The sequence below is a fragment of the Stutzerimonas stutzeri genome, assembly GCF_024448715.1.
GTDB classification, from domain to species: Bacteria; Pseudomonadota; Gammaproteobacteria; order Pseudomonadales; family Pseudomonadaceae; genus Stutzerimonas; species Stutzerimonas stutzeri_AR.
In genome coordinates this window covers 532,569-556,888 of sequence record NZ_JAMOHZ010000002.1, presented here as the reverse complement: position 1 = coordinate 556,888, position 24,320 = coordinate 532,569, and the positions used below count along the sequence as shown (strand labels likewise).

At 61.1% G+C, this 24,320-nt stretch carries 24 protein-coding genes; 9 read left to right on the top strand and 15 right to left on the bottom strand.

All coding sequences use genetic code 11. The annotated features are described in order from the left end of the window. From NAV33_RS06025 to NAV33_RS06010, 4 genes are all read right to left on the bottom strand, one after another. The gene (locus NAV33_RS06025) at positions 1 to 1,026 is read right to left on the bottom strand and encodes a hydrolase (RefSeq protein WP_255977911.1); all 1,026 of its coding nucleotides are present in this window, start codon (positions 1,024 to 1,026) and stop codon (positions 1 to 3) included. 106 nt (positions 1,027 to 1,132) lie between these two features. Beyond that, on the bottom strand, positions 1,133 to 1,732 hold the full coding sequence (rsmD, locus tag NAV33_RS06020) for a 16S rRNA (guanine(966)-N(2))-methyltransferase RsmD (protein WP_255977909.1): 600 nt from the start codon (positions 1,730 to 1,732) through the stop codon (positions 1,133 to 1,135). Next, on the bottom strand, positions 1,732 to 3,273 hold the full coding sequence (locus NAV33_RS06015) for a M16 family metallopeptidase (RefSeq protein WP_255977907.1): 1,542 nt from the start codon (positions 3,271 to 3,273) through the stop codon (positions 1,732 to 1,734). The genes rsmD and NAV33_RS06015 overlap by 1 nt, the downstream gene beginning before the upstream one ends. Then, positions 3,266 to 4,618, bottom strand: a complete 1,353-nt coding sequence (locus tag NAV33_RS06010; RefSeq protein WP_255977905.1) for a M16 family metallopeptidase — start codon at positions 4,616 to 4,618, stop codon at positions 3,266 to 3,268. The genes NAV33_RS06015 and NAV33_RS06010 overlap by 8 nt, the downstream gene beginning before the upstream one ends. A 236-nt stretch (positions 4,619 to 4,854) precedes the next feature. Between NAV33_RS06010 and ftsY the strand changes: the two genes are divergently transcribed. The 4 genes from ftsY to rpoH all read left to right on the top strand — a co-directional run bounded on the left by ftsY (position 4,855) and on the right by rpoH (position 8,808). After that, positions 4,855 to 6,168, top strand: a complete 1,314-nt coding sequence (ftsY, locus tag NAV33_RS06005; protein WP_255977903.1) for a signal recognition particle-docking protein FtsY — start codon at positions 4,855 to 4,857, stop codon at positions 6,166 to 6,168. After that, the gene (gene ftsE / locus NAV33_RS06000) at positions 6,165 to 6,836 is read left to right on the top strand and encodes a cell division ATP-binding protein FtsE (protein WP_025243434.1); all 672 of its coding nucleotides are present in this window, start codon (positions 6,165 to 6,167) and stop codon (positions 6,834 to 6,836) included. Before ftsY ends, ftsE begins: the two co-directional genes overlap by 4 nt. Then, positions 6,833 to 7,843 (top strand): permease-like cell division protein FtsX, encoded by a 1,011-nt coding sequence (gene ftsX / locus NAV33_RS05995; RefSeq protein WP_255977901.1) that lies wholly within the window; start codon positions 6,833 to 6,835, stop codon positions 7,841 to 7,843. Before ftsE ends, ftsX begins: the two co-directional genes overlap by 4 nt. Before the next feature lie 110 nt (positions 7,844 to 7,953). After that, positions 7,954 to 8,808, top strand: coding sequence for an RNA polymerase sigma factor RpoH (gene rpoH, locus NAV33_RS05990; RefSeq protein WP_255977899.1), 855 nt, complete (start codon positions 7,954 to 7,956; stop codon positions 8,806 to 8,808). Positions 8,809 to 8,905: 97 nt separating this feature from the next. Here the strand turns inward: rpoH and NAV33_RS05985 are convergent, their stop codons facing one another. Next, complete coding sequence (locus NAV33_RS05985; RefSeq protein ID WP_255977897.1) at positions 8,906 to 11,470, bottom strand: hybrid sensor histidine kinase/response regulator; 2,565 nt, start codon at positions 11,468 to 11,470, stop codon at positions 8,906 to 8,908. 187 nt (positions 11,471 to 11,657) lie between these two features. Further along, the gene (mtgA, locus tag NAV33_RS05980) at positions 11,658 to 12,374 is read right to left on the bottom strand and encodes a monofunctional biosynthetic peptidoglycan transglycosylase (protein ID WP_255977895.1); all 717 of its coding nucleotides are present in this window, start codon (positions 12,372 to 12,374) and stop codon (positions 11,658 to 11,660) included. Positions 12,375 to 12,444: 70 nt separating this feature from the next. Between mtgA and NAV33_RS05975 the strand changes: the two genes are divergently transcribed. The 5 genes from NAV33_RS05975 (at position 12,445) to NAV33_RS05955 (ending at position 16,302) form a co-directional block, all read left to right on the top strand. After that, positions 12,445 to 12,819, top strand: a complete 375-nt coding sequence (locus tag NAV33_RS05975) for a DUF423 domain-containing protein (RefSeq protein WP_255977893.1) — start codon at positions 12,445 to 12,447, stop codon at positions 12,817 to 12,819. Between the two features lie 106 nt (positions 12,820 to 12,925). Beyond that, entirely contained in the window at positions 12,926 to 13,126 is a 201-nt protein-coding gene (gene thiS, locus NAV33_RS05970; RefSeq protein WP_255977891.1) for a sulfur carrier protein ThiS, read from the top strand. A gap of 89 nt (positions 13,127 to 13,215) precedes the next feature. Then, positions 13,216 to 14,010: a thiazole synthase gene (locus NAV33_RS05965; RefSeq protein WP_255977889.1), complete on the top strand. Its 795-nt coding sequence runs from the start codon at positions 13,216 to 13,218 to the stop codon at positions 14,008 to 14,010. 68 nt (positions 14,011 to 14,078) lie between these two features. Continuing rightward, a complete protein-coding gene (trmB, locus tag NAV33_RS05960; protein WP_272887227.1) occupies positions 14,079 to 14,789 on the top strand; it encodes a tRNA (guanosine(46)-N7)-methyltransferase TrmB in 711 nt (236 codons plus the stop codon). A gap of 175 nt (positions 14,790 to 14,964) precedes the next feature. Then, the gene (locus NAV33_RS05955; protein WP_255977887.1) at positions 14,965 to 16,302 is read left to right on the top strand and encodes a DUF1329 domain-containing protein; all 1,338 of its coding nucleotides are present in this window, start codon (positions 14,965 to 14,967) and stop codon (positions 16,300 to 16,302) included. A gap of 74 nt (positions 16,303 to 16,376) precedes the next feature. On the opposite strand, the gene NAV33_RS05950 is transcribed toward NAV33_RS05955, so the two are convergent. The 9 genes from NAV33_RS05950 to proC form a co-directional block, all read right to left on the bottom strand. After that, positions 16,377 to 16,700: a DUF3392 domain-containing protein gene (locus NAV33_RS05950; protein WP_046161601.1), complete on the bottom strand. Its 324-nt coding sequence runs from the start codon at positions 16,698 to 16,700 to the stop codon at positions 16,377 to 16,379. 9 nt (positions 16,701 to 16,709) lie between these two features. Next, positions 16,710 to 17,846: a radical SAM family heme chaperone HemW gene (hemW, locus tag NAV33_RS05945; protein ID WP_255978173.1), complete on the bottom strand. Its 1,137-nt coding sequence runs from the start codon at positions 17,844 to 17,846 to the stop codon at positions 16,710 to 16,712. 89 nt (positions 17,847 to 17,935) lie between these two features. Further along, positions 17,936 to 18,532: an RdgB/HAM1 family non-canonical purine NTP pyrophosphatase gene (rdgB, locus tag NAV33_RS05940; RefSeq protein WP_255977884.1), complete on the bottom strand. Its 597-nt coding sequence runs from the start codon at positions 18,530 to 18,532 to the stop codon at positions 17,936 to 17,938. After that, positions 18,529 to 18,951, bottom strand: coding sequence for a DUF4426 domain-containing protein (locus tag NAV33_RS05935; RefSeq protein WP_255977882.1), 423 nt, complete (start codon positions 18,949 to 18,951; stop codon positions 18,529 to 18,531). The genes rdgB and NAV33_RS05935 overlap by 4 nt, the downstream gene beginning before the upstream one ends. Before the next feature lie 24 nt (positions 18,952 to 18,975). Further along, positions 18,976 to 19,575, bottom strand: coding sequence for a methionine biosynthesis protein MetW (gene metW, locus NAV33_RS05930; RefSeq protein ID WP_255977880.1), 600 nt, complete (start codon positions 19,573 to 19,575; stop codon positions 18,976 to 18,978). 9 nt (positions 19,576 to 19,584) lie between these two features. Then, positions 19,585 to 20,724 carry a homoserine O-succinyltransferase MetX gene (gene metX, locus NAV33_RS05925; protein WP_255977877.1) on the bottom strand — a complete coding sequence of 380 codons (1,140 nt, stop codon included), beginning with the start codon at positions 20,722 to 20,724 and terminating at the stop codon, positions 19,585 to 19,587. 80 nt (positions 20,725 to 20,804) lie between these two features. Next, complete coding sequence (locus NAV33_RS05920; RefSeq protein WP_255977875.1) at positions 20,805 to 22,766, bottom strand: dynamin-like GTPase family protein; 1,962 nt, start codon at positions 22,764 to 22,766, stop codon at positions 20,805 to 20,807. A 120-nt stretch (positions 22,767 to 22,886) separates the two neighbouring features. Then, entirely contained in the window at positions 22,887 to 23,477 is a 591-nt protein-coding gene (locus NAV33_RS05915; RefSeq protein WP_131649514.1) for a YggT family protein, read from the bottom strand. Positions 23,478 to 23,486: 9 nt separating this feature from the next. Continuing rightward, a complete protein-coding gene (gene proC / locus NAV33_RS05910; protein ID WP_255977872.1) occupies positions 23,487 to 24,314 on the bottom strand; it encodes a pyrroline-5-carboxylate reductase in 828 nt (275 codons plus the stop codon). Positions 24,315 to 24,320 lie beyond the last annotated feature (6 nt).

The following is a 24,320-nucleotide window of genomic DNA, read 5'->3' as shown; positions in this document are numbered from 1 at the left end:
TCAGTCGCTGCCTGCGGCCAGCCACTCCGGTATCCGCCGCTCCAGGTAGTAGCGCGGCTTGGTCGGTGAGCCTTCGACGAAGCCGACATGTCCGCCGCTGCGGTGCAGCTCCAGCGTTGTGGTCGATGAAAGTTCAGCCGGTTCGGGCACGCTGTGGCGAAACACGAAGGGGTCGTCTTCCGCCTGGATCAGTAGCGTCGGGATGCGGATATCCGGCAAAAAATAGCGGCTCGACGCACGGCGGTAGTAGTCGCTGGCATCGGTGTAGCCATGCAGCGGGGCGGTGAAGCGGCCGTCGAAATCCCAAAAGGTGCGCAGGCCTTTCAGCGAGCCGAGCCGTTCCAGGGCGGACAGATGATCCGCGGCACCCAGCTGGGTGAATAAGCGTTGCTTGTCCTTCACATAGCCCACCATCTCGCGCATGAAGTGCGCCTGGTATACGCGCGAAAAGCCCAGACCGATGCGGTCGGCGCACTGATCCAGCCGGAACGGTACGGAGACCGCCACGGCCTTCTGCAAGGGTGCGCTGTTGCCCGTCTCGCCGAGATATTTGAGCAGCACGTTGCCACCCAGCGAGTAGCCCACCGCGTACAGAGGCGCCAGCGGATGGCTGGCGCGCAGATGCGAGATGACTTCGGCAAGATCATCGCTGGCACCGGAATGGTAGGCGCGCGGTAGCAGGTTCGGTTCGCCCGAGCAGCCGCGCCAGTTGATCGCCACGCTGGCCCAGTTTGTGGCGGCCAGTCGTTGTTGCAGGCCGAGCACGTAGTGCGAACTCGAAGAGCCGGTCAGCCCATGTAGAACCAGTACCAGTGGAGTCGCCGGATCGTGCGGGCCGTGCCAATCGAGATCGATGAAATCCCCGTCGGTGAGCCACAGGCGCTCGCGGCGGCGCGGCAGCGCAGGCGAGCGCCGGCAGAAGGGATTCCAGAGGGTCTGCAGGTGCCCGCCAGGTAGCCAGCAGGCCGGTGCGAAGGCCGGGCTCGTTTCAGGTTCGGCGGCGATGTCAGGAAAGGTCACGGACACTGAATGGCCCCGTTGCTGGTTACGGTACGGGTCGGTACCGCGGTTCTGGTTGGTTCACGTCTGGTTGCTGTGCTCATCACCTTGATGTCATCAAGCAGGCGAATGGCTACGACTCGCCGCTGCGCTCCCACAGCGCGTAGTGCACTTTGCCGGCCTGCTTCTCCCGGTGCAGCCGCCAGTTGCCGGGCAGGCCGAGGCTCGAAGGCACAGCTTCGCTTTCGGTATAGACCCAGGCGTGTTTGGCCAGCCAGCCGTTGGTTTCCAGCAATTGGCAGGCGGGTTGCAGCAGGTTCTTGTTGAATGGGGGGTCGAGAAAGACCAGATCGAAAGGCGTTGGTGTCTGGGTTTCCAGGTAGCGCAGGGCATCGCTTTGCAGCAATTGGCCCTGCCCACACTTGAGCGTGTCCAGATGCTTGCGCAGGCTGGCGATGGCGTTGGCGTTCACATCCAACGCCAGGGCCATGCTGGCGCCGCGGGAGAGCGCCTCCAGGTACAGCGCACCGCTACCGGTGAAAGGATCGAGCACGCGCGCACCGGACATATAAGGCGCGAGCCAGTTGAATAGTGTTTCGCGTACCCGGTCAGGTGTCGGTCGCAACCCTTCGGCGTCGGGAAAACTGAAGCGCCGGCTGCGCCATTCGCCCCCGATAATGCGTAGCTGCCCCTGACCACCATGAGCGGAAGGACGAATGGGTGGGTTGGCCATCAATGCTCCGGAACGCTGCTGGGTTGCTCAATGGGTTTTTCGCTCGGTGCCGGCAGCGGCTTTTGCTCGACTTGCGGGCCCGCAGTGACGATCACGAAGCCGTCCGCGCTGAGGTGCTTGCTCATCGCGGTCCTGACATCTTCGACCGACAGTGCCTGGACCTGTTGCATGAAATCTTCGAGGTAGGTCAGCGGCAAATCATAGAAGCCGATGCTGCCCAGCTGGCCAACGATATCGGCATTGCTGGCGGTGGATAGGGGAAAGCTACCAGCGGTTTCGCGCTTGCTGCGTTCGAGTTCGGCCTTCGTCGGGCCTTGTTCAAGGAACTCGGCGACCAGGCGTTGCACCAGCCCGAGAGTCGCTTCGGAGAGTTCGGCGCGGGTCTGCAGATTGATCATGAACGGGCCCTTGGTCTGCATCGGACTGAAGCCCGAATACACGCCATAGGTCAGCCCGCGCTTCTCCCGGACTTCTTCCATCAAGCGGGTGCCGAAGCCGCCACCGCCCAGGATCTGGTTGCCCAGGTAGAGCGCGGCGTAGTCCGGGTGCCCGCGGGGGATGCCCAGTTGCGCGAGTAGCAGGTGGGTCTGGTTGGAAGGAAAGTCGATGTGGTGCTTGCCGGCAGTGGGCTCGTTCGGCACGGGTGGTGGTGGCAGTGCCGGCCCTTGCGGCAGCGCACTGGAAACCTGAGCGGCGATGGCTTCGGCTTCCTCGCGGCTGAGATCGCCGACCAGGGCAATCACGGCATTGCCAGCGGTGTAGGCCTTGGCATGAAATCCGCGCAGCTGCTCGGCAGTGATGCCGGGGATCGATTCCGGTGTGCCTTCGCTGGGGTGTGCGTAGGGATGGTCCTGGTAGAGTTGCTCGAACAGTTCGAGGCTTGCCAGCTTGCCGGGGTTTTGCTTCTGGAATTCGAAGCCGGCGAGTACCTGGTTCTTGATCCGCTGCAGCGATTCCGCCGGGAAAGTCGGTTGGCCCAGCACCTGGCTGAACAGTTGCAACGCCGGCTCTCGTTTGTCCGCCGTGCTGAGACTGCGCAGGCTGGCGATCGCCATGTCGCGGTAAGAACCATTGCCGAAGTCGGCGCCGAGCCCTTCGAAACCCTCGGCGATGGCGGTGACGTCCTTGCCTTCGATTCCTTCGTTGAGCATGGCGTTGGTGAGCATGGCCAGTCCCGGCACACCGCCGTCCTGGCTGCTGCCGGCGGCAAAGGTCAGGCGCAGGTCGAACATCGGGAGCTGATGGGCCTCGACGAACAGCACCTTGGCGCCGCCTTCGGTTTGCCAGCTCTGAATATCCAGCTCACGTCGCGGCAGAGGTTGGTCGCCAAGCTCGTCCAGCGATTCCAGCCGAGACTTATCCTCTTCGGCTGCCTTGGCGATGGCTTGTCCGGATTCTGCCGGCGTGGCAACTGTTTCTTCGGTCGGTACGGGAATCGATGCAGCGGTTTCGCCGGTTTTTCCATCGCAGGCGGCCAGCCCCAGGCAGGACACCAGCGCCAGGCCAAGCAGGCTGCGACGCACCAAGTTGCGATCAATCATCGCCGGTCTCCTCGGGCAGAACATGGGCAACGCTCAGGCGCGAGCGGGTGAAATAAGTGCGGGCGGCTTGCTGGATGTCTTCTGGAGTCACCGCCTCCAGGGCGCTGAGTTCATCGTCCATCAGTCGCCAGGACAGTCCCACGGTTTCCAGCTGGCCGATGGTGGTGGCCTGTTGTGTGATCGAGTCACGTTCGTAAACCAGGCCAGCGATAACCTGAGCGCGGACCCGTTCGAGTTCTTCTGCCGAGGGAGCAGTCTGCTTGAGCAGGTTGAGTTGCTGCCAGAGACCGTCCTCTACTTCTTCAAGGGTTCGGCCCTTCTGTATGTTGGGCGCCGCGCTGAGAACGAACAGGCTGTCGCCGCGAGCGTAGGCGTTGTACCAGGCCGAGGCGCTGGTCACCAGCTCCTGGCCGCGCTCGAGTTGCTGCGGCAGGCGCGCGCTGTAGCCACCATCGAGCAGCGCGCTGATCAGGCGCAGGGCGTGGATTTGCGTCGGATTCTCGCTCGTGGCGAGGCCGGGGGTATTGAAGGCCATGATCAGGCTGGGCACCTGCGTCTGCACATGTAACTGCAGGCGGCGCTCGCCTGGCTCATCCAGCTCCAGCGGGCGCTTGGCAATGGGCACCGGCTGCTTGTCGATAGGTCCGAAATAGCGCTCGGCCAGGCTACGGACTTCGTCCGGCGTGACATCACCGACCACCACCAGCGTAGCGTTGTTGGGTGCATACCAGGCTTTGTACCAGGCGCGCAGTTCCTCCACGGTCATGCGCTCAAGATCCGCCATCCAGCCAATCGTAGGCGTGTGGTAACCGCTGGCGGGGTAGGCCATGGCCTTGAAACGCTCGAAGGCCAGGGCGCTGGGTTTGTCGTCGGTGCGCAGCCGCCGTTCTTCTTTGATCACTTCGATCTCACGAGCGAATTCGTCGGCCGGCAGCTTGAGGCTCGCCAGGCGATCGGCCTCCAATTCGAAGGCAACGGCCAGACGATCACGTGCGAGCACCTGGTAATAAGCGGTGTAGTCGTCGCTGGTGAAGGCATTTTCCTCGGCACCCAGTTCACGCAGGATGCGCGACGCCTCGCCTGCTTCAAGCTTGCGGCTGCCCTTGAACATCATGTGTTCGAGCGCATGGGAAAGCCCGGTCTTTCCGGGCGACTCGTAGCTGGACCCGACCTTGTACCAGAGCTGGGATACCACCACCGGGGCGCGATGATCCTCGCGCACGATCACCTTGAGGCCGTTATCCAGAAAGAATTCGTGGGTGGGTTGGGTGTCGGCTGCGACGACCAATGGCAGGTACAGAGCGCCGAGTAACAGGGCTGCGGCGCGGCGTAGCATCAAGGGCATATTCAGGGGCTCGTTCAGGGATAAATCCCGCCGAGTGACGTCGGCAGGCGGGAGCACACAGGGCATGGTACTGGGGCGTCGGTGTCAGGGCAAAGCGGCGGAACGTTGGATATGCATCGCGCCGCGTGGCGGGTGGCTGCCCGCGCTTAGCGCAGGCGGTTGCGCAGTGCTAGGATAGCCCCCGTCTGGCCGGTGGCGTGGCCGCCGGCGTTCGCCCTCTTGAGAAAATCTTCTCCATGTTTGGTTCCAACGACGATAAGAAGGCGCCGGCCGAGGCTGGCGAAAAGAAAGGCTTGTTCGGCTGGTTGCGCAAGAAGCCGCAGACCCCGGCGGCTGAGCCGCCCGCTGCCGAGCCGCTGGAAGACAGCCAGCCGTTCGCCGACGAGGTCGATGCGATCCCGGCCGCTGAGCCGCGCCCGACAGATGCTCAGCCCGAGCCGGAAACCGAACCGGAGCTCAAACCGGAAGCAGTGCTCCAGGCTGAGCCCGAACCTGAGCCCATCCCAGAAGTCGTTCAGACCAAGGAAATTCCCGAGGCACCGGCGCTCGCCGAGATCGCCGTCGAGCCGGCACCTGTTACCACTGCCGAGCCGGCTGCCAAAATCGGTTTCTTTGCGCGGCTTAAGCAGGGCTTGTCGAAAACCAGCGCCAGTATCGGCGAGGGCATGGCCAGCCTGTTTCTCGGCAAGAAGGCCATCGACGACGATCTGCTGGATGAGTTGGAGACCCGCTTGCTGACAGCCGATGTCGGCGTCGAGGCAACCACGGCAATCATGCAGAACCTCGCGCGCCGGGTGTCGCGCAAGGAACTGGCCGACAGCGGCGCGCTGTACAAGGCGCTGCAGGAAGAGTTGGCCAGCCTGCTCAAGCCGGTCGAGCAGCCGCTGGTGATCGAAGCCGGCAAAAAGCCTTTCGTGATTCTGGTGGTCGGTGTCAACGGCGTCGGCAAGACCACCACCATCGGCAAGCTGGCAAAGAAGCTGCAGCTCGAGGGCAAAAAAGTCATGCTCGCTGCCGGCGACACCTTCCGGGCGGCCGCCGTGGAGCAACTACAGGTCTGGGGCGAGCGCAACAAGATCGCCGTGATCGCCCAGCACACCGGCGCGGATTCCGCTTCGGTGATCTTCGACGCCGTGCAGGCCGCCAAAGCCCGCGGCATCGATGTGCTGATTGCCGATACCGCCGGTCGTCTGCATACCAAGGACAACTTGATGGAAGAGCTGAAGAAGGTCCGTCGGGTCATCGGTAAGCTGGACGAGACGGCTCCGCATGAAGTGCTGCTGGTGCTCGACGCCGGCACTGGCCAGAACGCCATCAACCAGACCCGCCAGTTCAATCAGGCCGTGGAGCTCACCGGCCTGGCACTGACCAAGCTAGACGGTACGGCGAAGGGCGGGGTGATCTTCGCGCTGGCCAAGCAGTTCGGCACGCCGATCCGCTATATCGGTGTTGGCGAAGGCATCGATGATTTACGTACTTTCGAAGCGGACTCTTTCGTCAATGCGCTATTTGCCGAGAAAGGGGTGAGCGGGGGTAACGTCTCGTCATGATTCGATTCGAACAGGTCGGCAAGCGTTATCCCAACGGTCACACCGGATTGCACGAGCTGTCGTTCCATGTGCAGCGCGGAGAGTTTCTCTTCGTTACCGGCCACTCCGGCGCAGGCAAGAGCACCCTGCTGCGTCTGCTGCTGGCGATGGAGCGCCCCACCAGCGGCAAGCTGCTACTGGCCGGGCAGGACCTGTCGCGGATTAGCAATGCGCAGATCCCGTTCCTGCGCCGGCAGATCGGCGTGGTATTCCAGAATCATCAGCTGCTGTTCGATCGCACCGTATTCGACAATGCCGCGCTGCCTTTGCAGATACTGGGGCTGAACAAGCGCGAGATCGGTCAGCGAGTCATGACCGCGCTGGAGCGGGTGAGCCTCAAGGACAAGGCGTTGCAGTACCCCTCGGATCTTTCCACTGGCCAGCAGCAGCGCGTCGGCATCGCCCGCGCAGTGGTGCATCGGCCGGCTCTGCTGCTCGCCGACGAACCAACTGGCAACCTCGATCCGCGACTGGCCGCTGAAATCATGGGTGTTTTCGAAGATATCAATCGCCTCGGTACCACCGTGCTGATCGCCAGTCACGACCTGGCGCTGATCGCCCGCATGCGTCATCGCATGCTCACCCTGCAGCGTGGTCGCCTGATTGGCGACGGGGAGGCGGCACGATGAGCGCACCCGAGAATAATCCGAACCCGGCCGAGCGCGCGGGTGGCGTGCGGAACAAGCCTGAGCAGCCCAGAAGCGACGAGCCGGATTTCAAGACGCTGTTTCACGCCTGGCTGGAAAGCCACCGTGCCAGCATGGTCGATAGTGTTGGCAGGCTGATCAAACAACCGATCGGCAGCTTCTTCACCTGTCTGGTCATGGCCGTCGCGCTGAGTTTGCCGATGGGCCTGGCGCTGCTGCTGGACAACGTCGAGCGGCTCGGTGGGTCCTGGCAGCGTGCGGCGCAGATTTCACTGTTCATGCAGTTGGATGTGGATGCGCAGGAGGGCCAGGCGCTTCGCGAGCAGATCCTGGCGATGCCGGATGTGTCGGAAGCTGACTGGATCAGTCGCGAGGAGGCGCTGGAAGAGTTTCAACAGCTATCGGGACTGGGCGAGGCGCTGCGCGAGCTGCCAGAAAACCCCTTGCCCGGAGTGATCTTGGTGACGCCCAGCGAGGTCGACCGAGACAACCTCGAAGCCTTGCGCCAGCGCCTGGCCGAGTTGCCCGGCGTGGAGCAGGCGCAGCTCGACCTGCTGTGGGTCGAGCGGCTGACGGCGATTCTGAAACTCGGCGATCGCTTCGTCTTCGGCCTCAGCCTGCTGCTTATCGCGACGTTATTGCTGGTGATCGGCAACACCATTCGTCTGCACATTGAGAACCGCCGTACCGAGATCGAAGTGGTCAAGCTGGTCGGTGGAACCGATGGCTACGTACGGCGACCGTTTCTTTATATGGGAGCCCTGTACGGTCTGGGTGCCGGACTGATCGCCTGGTCGCTGCTGGCTTACGGGCTGGGCTGGTTGAACGAGGCGGTGACTGGCTTGGCCGGCCTGTATGGCAGTGACTTCGGTCTGGCCGGGGTGCCGGTCGGAGATGGCCTATCGCTGGTTCTCGGTGCCTTGCTGCTGGGCTATATCGGCGCCTGGCTGGCTGTTGCGCGGCATTTGAGTGAGCTTGCGCCGCGATGATAACTCATTGATATTTAAGTAATTTAATAGGTGTAAGGGAATTTTACCCCAAGCTTGCAGTCTCACCCGGCAATGCTAAACTGCTGCAGCTTCATTATCGGAGGACCTGCATGACAACTTCTCTGCAACCTGTTCAAGCCCTGGTCCCGGGAGGCAATCTCGAGGCCTACGTGCAGACGGTCAACAGCATTCCGCTGCTGACGGTCGAGCAGGAACGCGAGCTGGCTGAGCGCCTGTTCTACAAACAGGATCTCGAGGCCGCTCGCCAGATGGTGCTTGCCCACCTGCGTTTCGTCGTACACATCGCCCGCAGCTATTCCGGTTATGGTCTGGCCCAGTCCGACCTGATCCAGGAAGGTAACGTCGGCCTGATGAAGGCTGTCAAGCGCTTCAACCCCGAGATGGGTGTGCGCCTGGTGTCTTTTGCGGTGCACTGGATCAAAGCCGAAATCCACGAATTCATTCTTCGCAACTGGCGCATCGTCAAGGTCGCCACGACCAAGGCGCAGCGCAAGCTGTTCTTCAATCTGCGCAGCCAGAAGAAACGCCTGGCCTGGCTGAACAACGACGAAGTCGAGCGGGTTGCCGACAGCCTCGGCGTTGAAGCCCGTGAAGTGCGCGAGATGGAGAGCCGTCTGACGGGGCACGACATGGCGTTCGATCCGTCGGCCGACGCCGATGACGACAGTGCCTTCCAGTCGCCTGCGCATTATCTGGAGGATCATCGCTACGATCCGGCGCGGCAACTCGAGGATGCCGACTGGAGCGACAATTCCAATTCCAGCCTGCACGAGGCGCTGGAAACGCTGGACGAGCGTAGCCGGGATATCCTTCAACAGCGTTGGCTGAGTGACAACAAGGCGACTCTGCATGACCTCGCCGCCAAATATGGGGTCTCTGCAGAGCGTATTCGCCAGTTGGAAAAGAATGCCATGAACAAGCTCAAGGGCTCGATTCAGGCCTGATTTTCCAGAGCCTAAGAGGGCGCTACAGGTTTTGCCTGTAGCGCCTTTTTTATACCTGTCAGGTCACGCCCTTGTCGGCAGCCCGCGTTCCGGCGGTTCAAGGAATGGACCGGGAGTTTTCCAGGGTATCGGTGAGTGCGATCAGCAGCTGCGCCGCGCTGATGGGTTTATGTAGCCAGGTGATGCTGGTATCGCTGTCGTTCTGCTCGAACTGGCTAGCGGCTGATATCACGATAATCGGTAATGCTTGCGTGTCGGGATTGCGGCGTACCTCGTCGATCAGCTCTTGCCCGCTGCCGTCGGGCAAATGCAGATCGAGTGTCATCGCCTCGTAGCGGACGCTGGCGAGCTTGCCCCGCGCGGCATGCAGGCTCTGCGCGCGATCGACCGAGTAGCCGGCATCGCGCAGCATCAGGTGCAGCAAGCGGCCAGTATCCGGCTCGTCTTCGACAACCAGTAGCCGTAGCTGGCCCTGGTCGGTCGCAGAGCCGGATGATTCAATTATCGGCAGTTCGCACCAGAACGTCGTGCCTTGACCCTCTGCTGTATCGAAGCCGACCCGCCCGCCCATTCGCTCGATGAACTCCTTGGTGATCGCCAATCCCAGGCCGGTACCGCCTTTCTGACGGCTGTCCGAGGCATCTGCCTGAGCGAATTTTTCGAATACCCGCGCCTGGAAGCCTTGGGGAATACCTGGGCCTTGGTCGGTAACGTTGATGCGCACATGGCCTGCATCGGGCAGACTGCAGTGCAATGTTACTTCACCACCTTCCGGGGTGTACTTGATGGCATTGGAGAGGAAATTGCTCAGCACCTGCTGCAGGCGCAGACCATCGACCCAAACGCTGACTGCGGCAGAGTTACGCAGTAGGCAGTTCACGCCGAGATGGCTGGCGAAGGCTTGGTTGCTTGCCAGCGCCTCGTCCAGCAGTCGGCTGAGCGAATGTTCGCGCATATCGAAGGACATCTTGCCCGCCGCGATTTTTTCCATGTCCAGCAGGTCATTGATCAGATAACCCAGGCGCAGGCTGTTGCGATGAGCAATTTCCAGCATCTGCCGCATGGGTGGTGGCACCTCGCCCAGCGCGCCACCGGTAACCAGGCCCAGGGCACCACTGATCGAGGTCAGCGGCGTGCGCAATTCATGGCTAACGGTTGAGACGAATTCGTCTTTCATCTGCTCGATGCGCTTGTGCTCGGTCAGGTCCATGCTGGTGCCGCTGATGCGCAGCGGCTGACCATTCCGATCGCGCTGGATGTAGCCGCGGATCAGAGCTGGTATCACCTTTCCGCTTTTATGCTGGAAGCGTAGTTCGGTGGTGAAATGATCGACCGTCGAGAGCATGGTATGCGCCAACTGCCTTTTGGCCTGAGGCAGGTCGTCGGGCACCAGAACCTGTTCCCATAGTTTCAGATCCGACTGCAGCTCGCCGGGGCGGTAGCCGAGCATGTGCCAGGCGCGCGGCGATGCGTAGAAGGTTGCGGCGTCGAGGTTCAGATCCCAAAGGCCGTCGTTACTGCCTTTCAGCGCAAGACTCAAACGCTCCTCACTGAGCTGAAGGGCGCGTTTGTTCTCCCGGATATGCTCGGTCATCTGCTGCGCCAGCGCCTCGGCGCGGCTACGCCTTAGCGAGAGCGATGAGGTCAGGAAGAACAGCAGCAGGCTCAGGCCAATACCAAGGCCGATGACCAGCTCGTTGTTGACATGAAAGAAGCGATCATACTCCGGCAGGCTCTCCAGCCGCAGGGTCCATATCTGCCCGTAGAGGTCGAGCCGTGCGACTTCGCTGTGCCGGGCAGATTCGGCACGTGGCAGCTCACGACTGGCGAAGATGAGATGCTCTGGCCGTTCCTGGTCGCCGGCATAAATGTGCAAGCTGAGGTTCGGGTCGGTGGCTCCGAGAATTCCACGCATTAGATCGTCCATCCGATAGGGGCTATAGACGAAGCCTCGGAGCGCCTGCAGACGCTGTTGTGGCGAGTCGGTCGGCGCGCCAGGTTGGTACAGCGGCACATACATCAGTACGCCGGCCTGCACCGTTCCGTGGGTTTCCTGTCGGAGCGTGACCTTGCCGGTAATGCGGGTCTGCCCTGACTCGGCTGCTTGCAGCATGGCTTTCCGGCGCACCGGTTCGGCGAACATGTCATAGCCGAAAGCGGCGAGGTTGCGTTCACGGAACGGCTCAAGGTAGACGATGGGCGTATAGAGCGCGCGATCCCTATCGAGTGGATGAACGTCGTAATCTGCGAATCCTTCGCCGCGGACGCTCTGGATGTGGGCCGCAAGACCTTCGGGGCGTACGGCCTTGGCGAATCCGACTCCCTGAATTCCGGGGTAGCGCTCGGCCAGTTGCAGACGCTCGTTATAGGCGCGCCACTGTTCACGCGAGACCTCACCGCTGACGTCGAACAATCCTGTTGCGCCAAGTAAAACCTGCTCATGGTTGATCATGCGCTTGCCGATGGCTTCGGTGGTTTTTTCTACCAGAAACTCGAATTGCTGGCCTGCGGCGCGATCTTCCTTCAGCTCCAGTTGCTTAAGGATGATCAACTGCACCAGCAATGTGAAAGCCAGGACGAGCCAGGCGATGCTGTTACGCCAGTTGAAGAGTTGCCGCACCTTGTTTAGGGGTGCGCTGTGTTCGGTCACGGTTTCGCTCATGCTTTCGCTGCCATGCGTTCAGTGGCGAATGGGCGAGAAATTACGGCATTGGTCCGTCTGCCCCGGCGGCCTTTCTGCGTGCGGGGGAAGTGCCGCGCATCTCGCAACATGTGAGTTTCAGCTTACTCGTTGAGATGGCTTACTGCCATAACGCTCCGTCAGGCCGCGCCGGTATCGCTGGCGTCGCTCAGTTTCGTCTGGCTGTGGATTTCCGCATGCTGTTCAGATAATGGCTACCGCCCAGCTGCCGTACCTGCTGGCGAATCCAGGCGGCGCGGTGGCGAACATGCGGGCCAGGCCGGCCGGCATTCCACTCGCGCGGATTGGGCAGCACGGCGGCTAGCTGGCTGGCCTGAGCGGCTGAAAGATAGGGCGCGCCGACACTGAAATGATGCCGCGCCGCCGCCTCTGCGCCGAAAATTCCGCTGCCCCATTCGACACTGTTCAGGTAGACCTCAAGGATGCGTTGTTTCGGCCACAGGAGCTCGATCCAGCCAGTGAACCAGACCTCGAGCCCTTTTCGCACCCAACTGCGCCCGGACCAGAGAAACAGGTTCTTCGCCACTTGTTGGCTCAGGGTACTGGCGCCCCGCAGCGAGCCACCGCGTTCGTTATGGGCTAACGCGGCGCGAATGGCAGCGATATCGAAGCCCCAATGGTCGGCAAATTTTTGATCTTCGGCGGCAATGACCGACATTTTCAGGTTGTCTGGCAATTCCTTCCATGGTCGCCAGGTGCGCTGAAGGTCGATGCTTTCGCCGCTGCTCCAGGATTCCAATTTGCGCTCGACCATAAGTGCGGTGAAGGGCGGCGGAACCCAGCGCAGCACCAATACCAGCAGCACGGAAAGCGCGGCCAGCCATAGCAGCAATTTAGAAAGGCGACGCAGCAGGGCTCGGAACATGGGTCGTGGTCGCAGCCAGGGAGAACGGGCATTATAACGGCGCTCAAACTCCCTGACCGGACACTACCGAATGATTCGTTCCTTTCTTCTGCTTGCCGCATTTTTCGGGCTGACCGGCGTTGCTCTGGGCGCCTTCGCCGCCCATGGCCTGAAAAGCCGCCTCGGCGCCGACTATCTCGCGGTGTTTCAAACGGGCGTGCAGTATCAGTTGATCCATGCGCTGGCGCTGTTTGGTGTGGCCCTGCTCGCACTGCACGCGCCGAGCCGTCTGCTGGTTGCGGCAGGTTGCCTATTCGCGCTGGGCGTCCTGCTGTTCTCTGGCAGTCTTTACCTGCTCACCCTGACGGGTGTGGGCAAGCTCGGCATCATCACCCCAATCGGCGGCACGGCTTTTCTGGCGGGCTGGATCTGTCTGATGTTAGCGGCGTGGAATCTTCGAGGCTGACCACAGCGACGCCGGCGATACACGGATGAATGGCGACGCTCGCCGCCTTGGTGGTCCGGGTTGATCGGGCTAGAATGCTGACCCCTTCGCAATGGTGGCGATCACTATGCACATTCAGTTGAACGGCGAGCGCTATGAGCTCCCTGACGGTCAGTCGGTGGCCGATCTGCTGCAACGCCTGGAACTGACTGGGCGCCGGCTGGCGGTCGAACTTAACCGCGACATCGTTCCACGCAGCCAACATGCCTTGACCGTGCTGGTCGAAGGCGACCAGATCGAAGTCGTGCATGCCATTGGTGGTGGTTAGCGGTCTACGCCGCATCGCATATTTTTTCCGGATGCCGCTCCGTGCGGCGGCGTACTTCTCGCTTTATAACGTCTGAACAGGATGGTCCCATGAGCCCAGTTCCGCACGACAAACCCTTTACACTCGCTGGCCGCACTTATCAGTCGCGTCTGCTGGTGGGCACTGGCAAGTACAAGGATCTCGAAGAAACCCGCACGGCGATCGAAGCCTCGGGCGCCGAGATCGTCACCGTAGCCGTGCGCCGCACCAATATCGGTCAAAATCCGGGCGAGCCGAATCTGCTCGACGTCATCTCGCCGGACCGCTACACCATTCTCCCTAATACCGCCGGCTGCTATGACGCCGACGAGGCCGTCCGTACCTGTCGTCTCGCCCGCGAGCTGCTCGACGGGCACAAGTTGGTCAAGCTGGAAGTGCTGGCCGACCAGAAAACCCTATTTCCCAACGTGATCGAAACCCTCAAGGCCGCTGAAGTGCTGGTCAAGGACGGTTTCGATGTGATGGTCTACACCAGCGATGATCCGATCATCGCGCGCCAGCTGGCCGACATGGGTTGTATCGCGGTGATGCCGCTGGCCGGTTTGATCGGCACCGGCTTGGGCATCTGTAATCCTTACAACCTGCGCATCATCCTTGAAGAAGCCAAGGTGCCAGTGCTCGTCGACGCGGGTGTGGGCACGGCGTCCGACGCGACCATCGCGATGGAGCTGGGCTGTGAGGCGGTGCTGATGAACAGCGCCATCGCCCACGCGCAGAATCCGGTGTTGATGGCCGAGGCCATGAAGTACGCCATCGATGCTGGACGTCTAGCCTATCTGGCGGGGCGTATGCCGAAGAAACTCTATGCCAGCGCCTCTTCGCCTCTGGAAGGCCTGATCCGCTAATTTCTCCCTTCCTAGCCGCGCGCTCATCCAATCGCGCGGCTGGTCATTGTTATTTTGCAGGTTCGTTCATGAGTGACACTTCCATCCCGGCCGATGGCCAACGGCGCATGCGCACCATCAAAAGTTTCGTGATGCGTGTAGGACGCATGACCGAAGGTCAGCAGCGCGGCCTGGATCAAGGCTGGCCGCGGTTCGGCCTCGAATTGAGTGATGGCCTGCGCGACTTCGACCAGGTGTTTGGCCGGCAGGCGCCGCGGACATTCGAAATCGGCTTCGGTATGGGTCATTCCACATTGGAAATGGCCGCGGCAGCGCCTGAGCAGGATTTCATCGGCGTGGAAGTGCATTCGCCAGGAGTGGGTGCGCTGCTGAGCGGACTTCTGTCACAAAATCTCGATAACGTGCGGGTCTACAGTTGCGATGCGCTTGAAGTGCTGCGTGAATGCGTCCCCGACGCCAGCCTGGACCGGGTCTTGCTGTTTTTCCCCGACCCCTGGCACAAAAGTCGCCACCACAAGCGGCGCATCGTCCAGCCGGCATTCGCCGAACTGGTGCGACAGAAACTGAAAATTGGTGGTGTGCTGCATATGGCGACCGATTGGGAGCCCTATGCCGAGTACATGCTCGACGTCATGAGCGTCGCGCCTGGTTATCGCAACCAGGCTGCAAGCGGGCAGTACATTGAACGTCCGCAGGAGCGCCCGACGACCAAGTTCGAGCGCCGCGGTGAGCGCCTGGGCCACGGGGTCTGGGATCTGAAGTTCGAACGCATCGACTGACTAGCAAGCGTGGGTGCCATAGCTGCGCCCGCTAGAGCCGTTTCACGCGGCCCAAGGAAGATCTGAAAACAACGAATGCCAGGACGGCACAACCTCCCCAACGCCTCAAGAGAGCCCTGCCTGCTGGCAGCGGTCGTTACGTGCGGCGTGCCCGTTGCGCTGCAAAGGAGCAAAAATGTTTAGAAAGTTTGGAATTCTGCTACTGGCGGCCTGCGCCAGTCAGGCACAGGCCAAGGTGGATGAAACCCAGGCTGCGCGCCTGGGGCAGGACCTGACCCCGCTGGGGGCCGAGCGGTCGGCCAACGCCAGCGGTAGCATCCCGGCCTGGACTGGTGGGGTACAGCCGCCGGCCAGCTACTCGGTCGGAATGCATCATCCGGACCCGTACGCGGCCGATCCGGTGCTTTATCGGGTCGACAGCAGCAATGTCGCGCAATACGCCGCGCTCCTGCCCGAAGGCCTGCGGGCGCTGATCGAGCGGCATTCGGACTTTCATCTACGCGTATTTCCGTCACGCCGCAGCGCCGCGGCCCCACAGCGCATCTATGACGAGACGCGCACCAACGCCGTGTCTGCCGAACTGATTGCCAACGGCAACGGAATCAAGGGCGCTGTCGCCGGCATTCCGTTTCCGCTACCGCAAGACGGCATGGAAGTGATCTGGAACCACATCCTTCATTACAAGGGTGAGCAGACCCACATGATCAACAACCAGGCCGTGGTGATCAACGGCAGGGCCAACCTGATCAAGCGGGACCGGCATATCTATTACGTCTACAACCGTGAGGGAATGGACAAAGCGCAGCTGGACAACACCCTTCTTTATTACAAGTACCGGGTCACCGCACCGGCGAAGCTCTCCGGCACCTCGCTGGTCGTGCAGGACCCCATGGATCAGGTGCTGGCGATCCGCAAGGCTTGGCGCTACAGCCCGAGCGACCGACGTGTGAGGCGTTTGCCTTCGCTGGCCTACGACTCGCTGCAGCCGGACACCAGCGGGCTGGCCACGGCTGACGTGGTCGACTCCTTCAATGGCGCCCCGGATCGCTATGAATGGAAGCTGGTCGGCAAGCGCGAAATGCTGGTGCCCTACAACAGCTACGCGGTTCATCAGCAGGGCATCCCTTACGAATCGATCGTCGGCCCACGCACGCTGAACCCCGAACTGCTGCGCTATGAACAGCATCGCGTCTGGATCGTCGAGGCTACGCTGCGCAAGGGCTTCAGCCATCCTTACGACATGCGCCGGTTCTACATTGACGAAGACAGCTGGCAGATTCTGGCGGTCGATCTGTACGACGAGAACAACGAGCTGATCGGCCTGCAGGAAAGCCATCCGATCAGCTATTACGAGGTGCCAATGTTTGGCAGCACGCTAGAGACGCTGTACCACCTGAAGGATGACAACTATTTCGTCGACGGACTCGACAACAACGAGCCGATGTACGACTTCAACGCCAAAATGGGGCCACGAGACTTCTCGCCGGCAGCGCTACGTCGGGGCGCCAACTAAGCGATTGGTGCATGCCAAAAGAAAACCGCCTGTTCACAGACTGTTCAGGCGGTTTTTTTATGTCAGGGGTGCGGTCAGTTGCGGTCGGCGACCACGCCAATGATAAACAGCACCAACAGCAGCACCGGTGCAAGGGTGTAGTTGTTGAACTGAGCCAGGCCTTTGGCTAGCCAAGGGCTGAGATAGATGATCCCGAGGCCGTAGACCAGTGCGCAGAACACCACGAAGGCCAGCGTGCGCAGAACGAAGTTCAGTCCGCCAATGTTCTTCTGTACCCAGGCGTTCAGCGCCGGGCCGAATAGCACGAAGAGCGTGGCCATGATTGCCAGGGAAATGTCGAACAGGTGGTGACGGCTCCAGCGCGACAGGGTGGCGATGAGGTCGAGTACAAGATCCATGCAGGGTCCTTAGGGCAGGAAAAGTTGCAGCAGGTCGTTCAGAAACAACTGGCCTTTGGCTGTGGCGACCAGTCGTTCCGGATCGCTTGCCAACAGGCCTCGGGCTTCGGCTTTGCGCCGGGCTTCGGCTAGCAAATCCAGCGGCAGACCGGTGCGCTGAGTGAACAACAGCGTAGGGACACCGTCAGTGAGGCGCAGCACATTCATCAGGAATTCGAACGGTAATTCGTTCTGCTGGAGGCGTTTGTCGCCAGCACGAAAGCGCTTTGCCGGATCGAGATAATCCCGGGGCAGGCGAGTCTTCCAGTTGCGCCGAATCTGCCCGTCGGGCCGGGTCGACTTGCCGTGCGCCCCAGCGCCGAGGCCGAGGAAATCGCCGAAGGTCCAGTAGTTCAGGTTGTGCCGCGCCTGGCGTCCGGGTTGTGCGTAGGCGGACGTCTCATACTGACCGTAGCCGTGCCCCGCCAGTAATGCCTGGCCGGCTTCCTGAATATCCCATAGCGTTTCGTCTTCTGGCAGCTTGGGTGGTTTGCTCCAGAACTCGGTGTTCGGCTCGACGGTGAGCTGGTACCAGGACAGGTGCGTCGGTTGCTGTGCAATGGCAATGCGCAAATCGCTCAGCGCATCGTCCAGGCTCTGCTCAGGCAGCCCGTGCATCAGGTCGAGGTTGAAATTATCGAAGCCGGCTGCGCGCGCCATATCCGCGGCACGAATGGCTTCGTCGCCGTCGTGGATGCGGCCCAGCGCTTTTAGCTTGGCGGCTTGAAAGCTTTGGACGCCAATCGACAGACGATTGATTCCGAGGCTGCGGTAGTCGCGGAATTTCGTCTGTTCGAAGGTGCCTGGGTTGGCCTCCAGGGTAATCTCGATTCCGTCGGCAAATCCTACCCGCTGCTCCAGCCCATCGAGAATCCGGCCCAGTACCTCGGCGGAAAACAGGCTCGGGGTGCCGCCGCCGAAGAAGATCGAGGTAAGCCTGCGGCCCTGCACCTGATCCAGTTCGCATTCAAGATCGGCGAGCAGCGCAGCGATATAGGCGTCTTCAGGCAGCTCCGGGCCAGCGGCGTGTGAGTTGAAGTCGCAGTACGGGCACTTGCGCACGCACCAGGGGATATGGATGTAGGCCGCTAGAGGCGGCAGCTCGATCGCTTGTGCCTGGTCTTCGCTGGACGCTAGAGGCTGAACGAGGGTGTCGCTTTTTCGTCCAGCATTCAGCCTTGGGTCTTTAGCGGTTTTCAAGCGATCCCCAACCGCGCTTTCAGCAACCTCATGGCCCGGGCGCGGTGGCTGAGCTGGTTTTTGTCCGACGGAACCATCTCGGCGCTGGAGCAGTCGCGCTCCGGTACCCAGAACAGCGGGTCGTAGCCGAAGCCATGTTCACCCTGGGCCGCATGGAGAATACGGCCATGCCACAGGCCTTCGCAGATGATCGGCAACGGGTCGTCGGCATGTCGGAGCAGCGCGAGTGCACAGACGAACTGAGCGCCACGCTCTGCATCCGGCACGTTTTTCAGTGCATCCAGCAGCTTGGCGTTGTTCGCCGCATCGCCCTGGCCGTTTGCGTAGCGCGCCGAGTAAATGCCCGGCGCGCCGCCGAGGTGGTCCACGGCTAGTCCCGAATCGTCGGCGAGCGCCGGCAATCCGGATATTCGCGTCGCGTTTCGCGCCTTGAGAATGGCGTTCTCGACGAAGGACAGACCGGTTTCTTCCGGCTCTACATCACTGAATTCGCCAATCGAGCGCACGTGCACCGCGTCGCCCAGCATGGCCTGTAGTTCCTTGAGCTTGCCGGCGTTATGACTGGCCAGCACCAGTTCTTTAAAAGGCATCATTCGTCCGGGAAGAATTCTTGGGTGAAGTCGAAGTTGATCGGGGCGGCGCCCGTCGGCTGAACGTTCAGGTTGAAGCGCAGCGTCTCGCGCGATTCGAACGGGAACTGAGCGAGGTAGTAGATGGCTTCGTCGCCTTCCTTGAGCTGCTTGAAGGTCAGTGGGTAATCCTGGCCCAGCAGGTTCTTCACCGTGCCGCTGACCTGCGCAGCCACTGGCTTGCCAGCCTTGAGCACCGAGACGTTGACCACGCCCTGGGCCTTGCTGCGCACCAGTCCGGCGGCAGCGGCGATGTCGGGCTGCAAGAAGCTCGAATTGAAGGCGATGTAATGCACGTCGTGTTGACCGACGCTGTGTTTGCGTTCGGCCAGCGCAGGCAAGGCGAACAGTAGGGTGAGCAGGTAGATCAGGCTGCGTTTCAAGAATAGTCCTCCATATGAAGCAGGTCAGCGGGCGGGCCCGGTGACGCGATAGATGCCGATTTCCCCAATCAGGTTGGGCCATATGCGGCTCGCCAAACCATGCTTGTGATGCCGGTCAACGGCGAGGCGTTCGAGTACGCGGGCACCGCGCTCCCGGCACAGCCTTTCGAAATCCTCGAAGGTACAGAAGTGAATATTTGGCGTGTTGTACCACGTGTAGGGGAGAAACTCTGACACCGGCATGCGGCCCTTGCTGGCCAGGTACCAGCGGCAACGCCAGTGACCGAAGTTAGGAAAAGTAATAATGCATTCGCGGCCGACTCGGAGCATTTCCTTGAGCAACTCATCGGGGTAATGAACCGCCTGCAGGGCCTGGGTCATGACCACCATGTCGAAGCTGTCGCTGGCGAAGTTGCCCAGGCCCTTGTCGAGGTCCTGCTCGATGACGTTGACGCCCTTTTCGATACAGGCCGCGATGTTGTCAGGATCGATTTCCAGGCCGTAGCCACTGACCTGCTTGTTGTCTCGCAGCCAGGCCAGCAAATCGCCGTTGCCGCAACCGAGGTCGAGCACACGGCTACCCGCCGGTATCCAGTCTTGGATGATTTCCAGATCGGCGCGCATGTGGGTTCCTTATACGGCGATGCGGTTCATGTAACCGCGAAAGGCTTGTAGATAGCGGGGGATCGGGATCAGGAACGCATCGTGGCCCTGGGGCGCGTCGACTTCCAGATAGCAGACGTTCTTGCGTGCCGCCATCAGCGCGTCGACGATCTCACGCGAGCGCTCCGGCGAGAAACGCCAATCAGTGGTGAAAGAGATCACGCAGAAATCCGCCTTGGCAGTCGACAAGGCTCTGGCCAGATCGTCGTCATAGGCCGCGGCCGGGTCGAAATAATCCAGTGCCTTGGTCATCAGCAGATAAGTATTCGCATCGAAGCGACTTGAAAATTCTTCGCCCTGATAACGCAGATAGCTCTCAACCTGGAATTCGACACTGTTGAAGTCGTAATTGAGCTTCTCGCTCTTCAGGCCTCGGCCGAACTTGGTACCCATGGCGTCATCGGAAAGATAGGTGATGTGCCCGACCATCCGTGCCAGCATCAGCCCACGCTTGGGAATCACGTTCTGCTCCTGAAAGTGACCGCCATGAAACTCCGGGTCGGACAAGATCGCCTGACGTGCCACTTCGTTGAAGGCAATGTTCTGCGCCGACAATTTGGGCGCCGAGGCGATGGCCACGCAGTGGCGGACGCGCTCAGGGTGGCTCATGGTCCATTGCATCGCCTGCATGCCGCCCAGGCTGCCGCCGACCACCGCCGCCCATTGCTCGATTCCTAGCACATCGGCTAGTCGCGCCTGGCTGTTGACCCAGTCTTCCACCGTGACCACCGGGAAGTCCGCGCCGTAAGGCTTGTCTGTCGCTGGATTGATACTGCTGGGGCCGGTCGAGCCGTTGCAGCCGCCGAGGTTGTTCAGGCTAACAACGAAGAAGCGGTTGGTGTCGATCGCTTTGCCCGGCCCGATGCAGCTGTCCCACCAGCCGGGTTTACGCTCGTCCAGGTCATGGAAACCGGCGGCATGGTGATGGCCGGACAGGGCATGGCAGATCAGCACGGCGTTGCTGCGCGCGGCGTTCAGTTCACCGTAGGTTTCATAGATCAACTGGTAGTCGTTGAGCGTGCGGCCGCAGGCGAGTGCCAGCGGCTCGGCGAAATGCGCGACCTTCGGACTCACCAGACCAACGGAATCGGCTGGAATAGCAGTGGGCATCGACCCTGAGCTCGTGCTGGAAGAAGGCGGCAAAGTCTAAAGGTTAGCGCGCGCCAATTCATCCTTAAATCGCAAGCCAGTCAGCCTACGCTGGCGCTGGTGAGGCTGACGACTTTGCCTTGGCGTCGGATCGGTGCCGGGCGGCGCAGCAGCCGTAGCATTTCGCCGGCCTGCGCCAGTTGCTCTTCCAGCTCAAGGCTGTAGCGCGCCAGCAGGCGGCCGCGCTGACTGCTTTGCTGGCTGTTCTGCGCCAGGCTCTTGAGGCGCAGCATGTGCGCTTCGAGCTGCTGTTTGTGCTCCAGCGAATGCTGCATTAGTGGCATCAGGGCTTCGCCGGCCCACTGTTCGGCTTCCTGACGCAGACGCTGGTGCATTCCGATCACTTCCTGCACCAAGGTGGCGAAGAAACGTCGGGTCAGGGTGCGCTGCTCTGTGAGCAAGGTCTTGAGCTGCAGACGGAACTGATCGGCCTTGTTCTGCAAGCCCTTCAACTCCTTCTGGTAGGGCGCAAGGCGGAACAGCGGCGAGTCCACGCCGTGCAAGGGGTTCTCTTCGTTGTGGCGCCGGTAAATCGCCGACACTATCTTGTTCGCCAGTGCCGCTTCATTCTCGAGCGCGCCCAGATCCTGCTCGACCGAGCGGAAGAAGTGCAGAATGCTGAGATTGATGCCCAGTGTCGTCAGGCTGCCAGTCAGGCTGCGACGCAGGCGTGTCAGGTGCTCATCCAGGCGTTCGGCACGCACCGTCCCACGTAATAGTTCGCCCTGGCGTTGCAGCAGGCGCTGGTTGGTTTTCAGCTGCAGCAGGCGCTTGTGGTGCTGATTGTGATCGTGGCGGGTGCGGGCGGTAAGCTCCACCAGCATTTGGCCGCTATCCTGACGATGGCTGTCGAGCAGCTCGCTTTGCTCGCGCACCTTGTTCAGGCGCTGGTTCAGGATGTGCTGACTGTTCTGCAAGAGCGCGATTACCTGACGCACCACTTGTTGTTCCAGAAGACGCTCTTTCTGCGCCAGGATGCGATCACAAAGCAGCTGCTCCAGTGCTGCCAGTTGGCTGCGTTCCAGCAGCGCCTGGTCGCCGCGGATCTTGGCCAGCAGCGCCTGTTTGGCCGACAGGGGAAGCACGTCTTCAACAGCGATGCCAAGCTGCTGTGCTGTGCTGGTCTGCATCTGTTGAATCGCGGCCTGGACGAATGCATCGCCTGAGACGTCATCCCAGAGCACGTCGATCTTGTTCAGCACGGCGAACAGACGGTTCCGGTTGCCATCGTCGAGCTGGCGGATGTGTTGTTGCCAAATATCCATGTCGCTGGCGCTAACGCCGGCATCGGCCGACAGTAGAAAAATTATCGCCTGGGCATTCGGCAGCATCGAAAGGGTGAGTTCCGGCTCGCTACCCAGCGCGTTGAGACCGGGTGTATCGAGGATGCGCAGGCCCTGACGCAACAGTGGGTGATCGAAGTTGACCATGGCATGCCGCCAGGCCGGCACCAGCACTTCGCCGCCGATATCCGAGCTCTCCAGTGAGTCGGGGTGAAAGCCGAGCTGAATGGCTTGCTCCGCCGGCATCGACTTGGTGGCGGCAACCTGAGTGAAGGCTTCGACCATGTTGTCCGGATTGCCCGGCTCCAGCGAAATGTTCCGCCAGAAATGTGGAGTGCGTTTGAGCTGAGCGATGCTGGTGTCTTCCAGACGCGATTCGATGGGTAGCAGGCGAATATAAGAGCGTTCCGCGCGCGGATCGAAGAATAGTTCGGTGGGGCACATGGTGGTGCGACCCGCCCGCGAGGGCAGAATGCGCTGGCCGTAGCTAGAAAAGAATAGGCTGTTGATCAGCTCGGTCTTGCCGCGTGAAAACTCGCCGACGAACGCCAGGGTAATGTGATCGGTGCGCAGCAACTTCAGCGCGCGTTCCAGTCTTGCATCGACCGCGTCGGAGGTCAGGCGGTTATGCGCTAGCCAGCTGCGGTAGCGGGTGATTTCACGAATCAGGTCGCGTTTCCAGGCGACATAGGCATCCACCTGCCGGTCGAGTCGTTCCATGATCGTGATGTTCCTGATAGGCGTAATCGGGCGATTATCCCAGTCGCCTTGTGTGGGTCAATCAAGCTGCTGTGAACTACCGCCCAAACGCTGCATGAGGCGAATGGGCGGTAGCAACTTTTAAATCAGCGAGCGCAGGATGTTGGGCATGTGGCTCATCATGGCCAGGTTGTTGATTACCAACATATCCAACAGCTTTATCGCGAGGAACGCGAAGATCGGTGATATATCCAGCCCGCCAAGATTAGGCAGCAGGCGGCGAAAGGGCGCTAGCGCCGGCTCGCATATTTGGCTGACCAACTGGGCGCCAGGATTGTGGCTGCCGGGCGCAACCCAAGACAGAATCACACTGATGATCAGCGCGTAGAAGAAAATGTTGAGGAACAGGCCGGTGACACCAATCATGGCCCAGACCAGCAGCTGTAGCGGATTGCCGATAGTGCCGTAAGCGATCATCAGGATCGCCGCCATCAGCAGTATCTGCACAATGATTGCCAGTACCAATGACGACAGGTCGAGCCCGCCGATGCTGGGAATCACCCGGCGCAACGGCCGTAGCAATGGGTGAGTGGCACGCACGATGAACTGACTCAGCGGGTTGTAGAAGTCGGCACGGACCAATTGCAGGATGAAGCGCAGCAGCACGATCAGCAGGTAAAGGCTGCCGAGCGTCTGGATGATCAGGATCAGGGCTTGCGAGAGTTGCGACATGAAGATTCCTTATTTGCCCAATTGTTCGGCGAGTTCGGCCGAGCGTTGCGCGGCTGCGTTTACCGCCTGTTGTACCAGGGTCTCGAAGCCGCCTGCCTGAAAGGCTTTGATCGCCGCTTCGGTGGTTCCGTTCGGTGACGTAACCCGGCGCCGTAGTTCCGCTGCTTCTAGATCATTCTCACAGGCCATCCGCGCCGCGCCCAGCGCGGTCTGCAACGTCAGTTGAGCGGCAGTGGCGCGCGGCAAACCGAGCTGTTCGCCAGCCGCCGTCATGGCTTCGATCATCAAAAAGAAATACGCCGGTCCACTGCCGGATACGGCGGTAACGGCGTCGATCAGGCTTTCCTCATCGAGCCACAGCGCCACGCCGACCGCCGACAGCAACTGCTCAGCCTGCTGCTTTTGCGTGTCGCTGACCTGGGCGTTGGCGTAGAGCCCGCTGACACCCTGACGCAGCAGTGAAGGCGTGTTCGGCATGCAGCGCACGATTGCCCGCGGCGCTTGCTCGCCCAGCCAGTACTGAAGGCTCGCGCAGTTGATGCCGGCAGCGATCGAAACGATCAGCTGATTCGACTGCAGGTGACCAGCCAGGTCCCGGCAGACCGTTTGCATTACCTGCGGTTTTATCGCCAGCACCACAACGTCGGCGTTGGCTATCGCCTGGCCGTTGTTGTCAAAGGTCTCGATTCCGTGGGTGGTTTCAAGCTCGGCGCGCTTGTCTGCACCGGGATCGCTGGCGCAGATGGACCTGGCTGGAATGCCTTGGGCTCGCAGCCCGCCGATCAGGCTCGCGGCCATATTGCCGCCGCCAATGAAGGCGATACGGGGAGTGCTCATGCGTGA

Coding starts and splice junctions, on each gene's coding strand:
- rsmD (WP_255977909.1), bottom strand. CDS start 1,732: ATGGCCAACCCACCCATTCGTCCTTCCGCTCATGGTGGTCAGGGGCAG.
- NAV33_RS06015 (WP_255977907.1), bottom strand. CDS start 3,273: ATGATTGATCGCAACTTGGTGCGTCGCAGCCTGCTTGGCCTGGCGCTG.
- NAV33_RS06010 (WP_255977905.1), bottom strand. CDS start 4,618: ATGCCCTTGATGCTACGCCGCGCCGCAGCCCTGTTACTCGGCGCTCTG.
- ftsY (WP_255977903.1), top strand. CDS start 4,855: ATGTTTGGTTCCAACGACGATAAGAAGGCGCCGGCCGAGGCTGGCGAA.
- ftsE (WP_025243434.1), top strand. CDS start 6,165: ATGATTCGATTCGAACAGGTCGGCAAGCGTTATCCCAACGGTCACACC.
- ftsX (WP_255977901.1), top strand. CDS start 6,833: ATGAGCGCACCCGAGAATAATCCGAACCCGGCCGAGCGCGCGGGTGGC.
- rpoH (WP_255977899.1), top strand. CDS start 7,954: ATGACAACTTCTCTGCAACCTGTTCAAGCCCTGGTCCCGGGAGGCAAT.
- NAV33_RS05985 (WP_255977897.1), bottom strand. CDS start 11,470: ATGAGCGAAACCGTGACCGAACACAGCGCACCCCTAAACAAGGTGCGG.
- mtgA (WP_255977895.1), bottom strand. CDS start 12,374: ATGTTCCGAGCCCTGCTGCGTCGCCTTTCTAAATTGCTGCTATGGCTG.
- NAV33_RS05975 (WP_255977893.1), top strand. CDS start 12,445: ATGATTCGTTCCTTTCTTCTGCTTGCCGCATTTTTCGGGCTGACCGGC.
- thiS (WP_255977891.1), top strand. CDS start 12,926: ATGCACATTCAGTTGAACGGCGAGCGCTATGAGCTCCCTGACGGTCAG.
- NAV33_RS05965 (WP_255977889.1), top strand. CDS start 13,216: ATGAGCCCAGTTCCGCACGACAAACCCTTTACACTCGCTGGCCGCACT.
- trmB (WP_272887227.1), top strand. CDS start 14,079: ATGAGTGACACTTCCATCCCGGCCGATGGCCAACGGCGCATGCGCACC.
- NAV33_RS05955 (WP_255977887.1), top strand. CDS start 14,965: ATGTTTAGAAAGTTTGGAATTCTGCTACTGGCGGCCTGCGCCAGTCAG.
- NAV33_RS05950 (WP_046161601.1), bottom strand. CDS start 16,700: ATGGATCTTGTACTCGACCTCATCGCCACCCTGTCGCGCTGGAGCCGT.
- rdgB (WP_255977884.1), bottom strand. CDS start 18,532: ATGATGCCTTTTAAAGAACTGGTGCTGGCCAGTCATAACGCCGGCAAG.
- metW (WP_255977880.1), bottom strand. CDS start 19,575: ATGCGCGCCGATCTGGAAATCATCCAAGACTGGATACCGGCGGGTAGC.
- metX (WP_255977877.1), bottom strand. CDS start 20,724: ATGCCCACTGCTATTCCAGCCGATTCCGTTGGTCTGGTGAGTCCGAAG.
- NAV33_RS05920 (WP_255977875.1), bottom strand. CDS start 22,766: ATGGAACGACTCGACCGGCAGGTGGATGCCTATGTCGCCTGGAAACGC.
- NAV33_RS05915 (WP_131649514.1), bottom strand. CDS start 23,477: ATGTCGCAACTCTCGCAAGCCCTGATCCTGATCATCCAGACGCTCGGC.
- proC (WP_255977872.1), bottom strand. CDS start 24,314: ATGAGCACTCCCCGTATCGCCTTCATTGGCGGCGGCAATATGGCCGCG.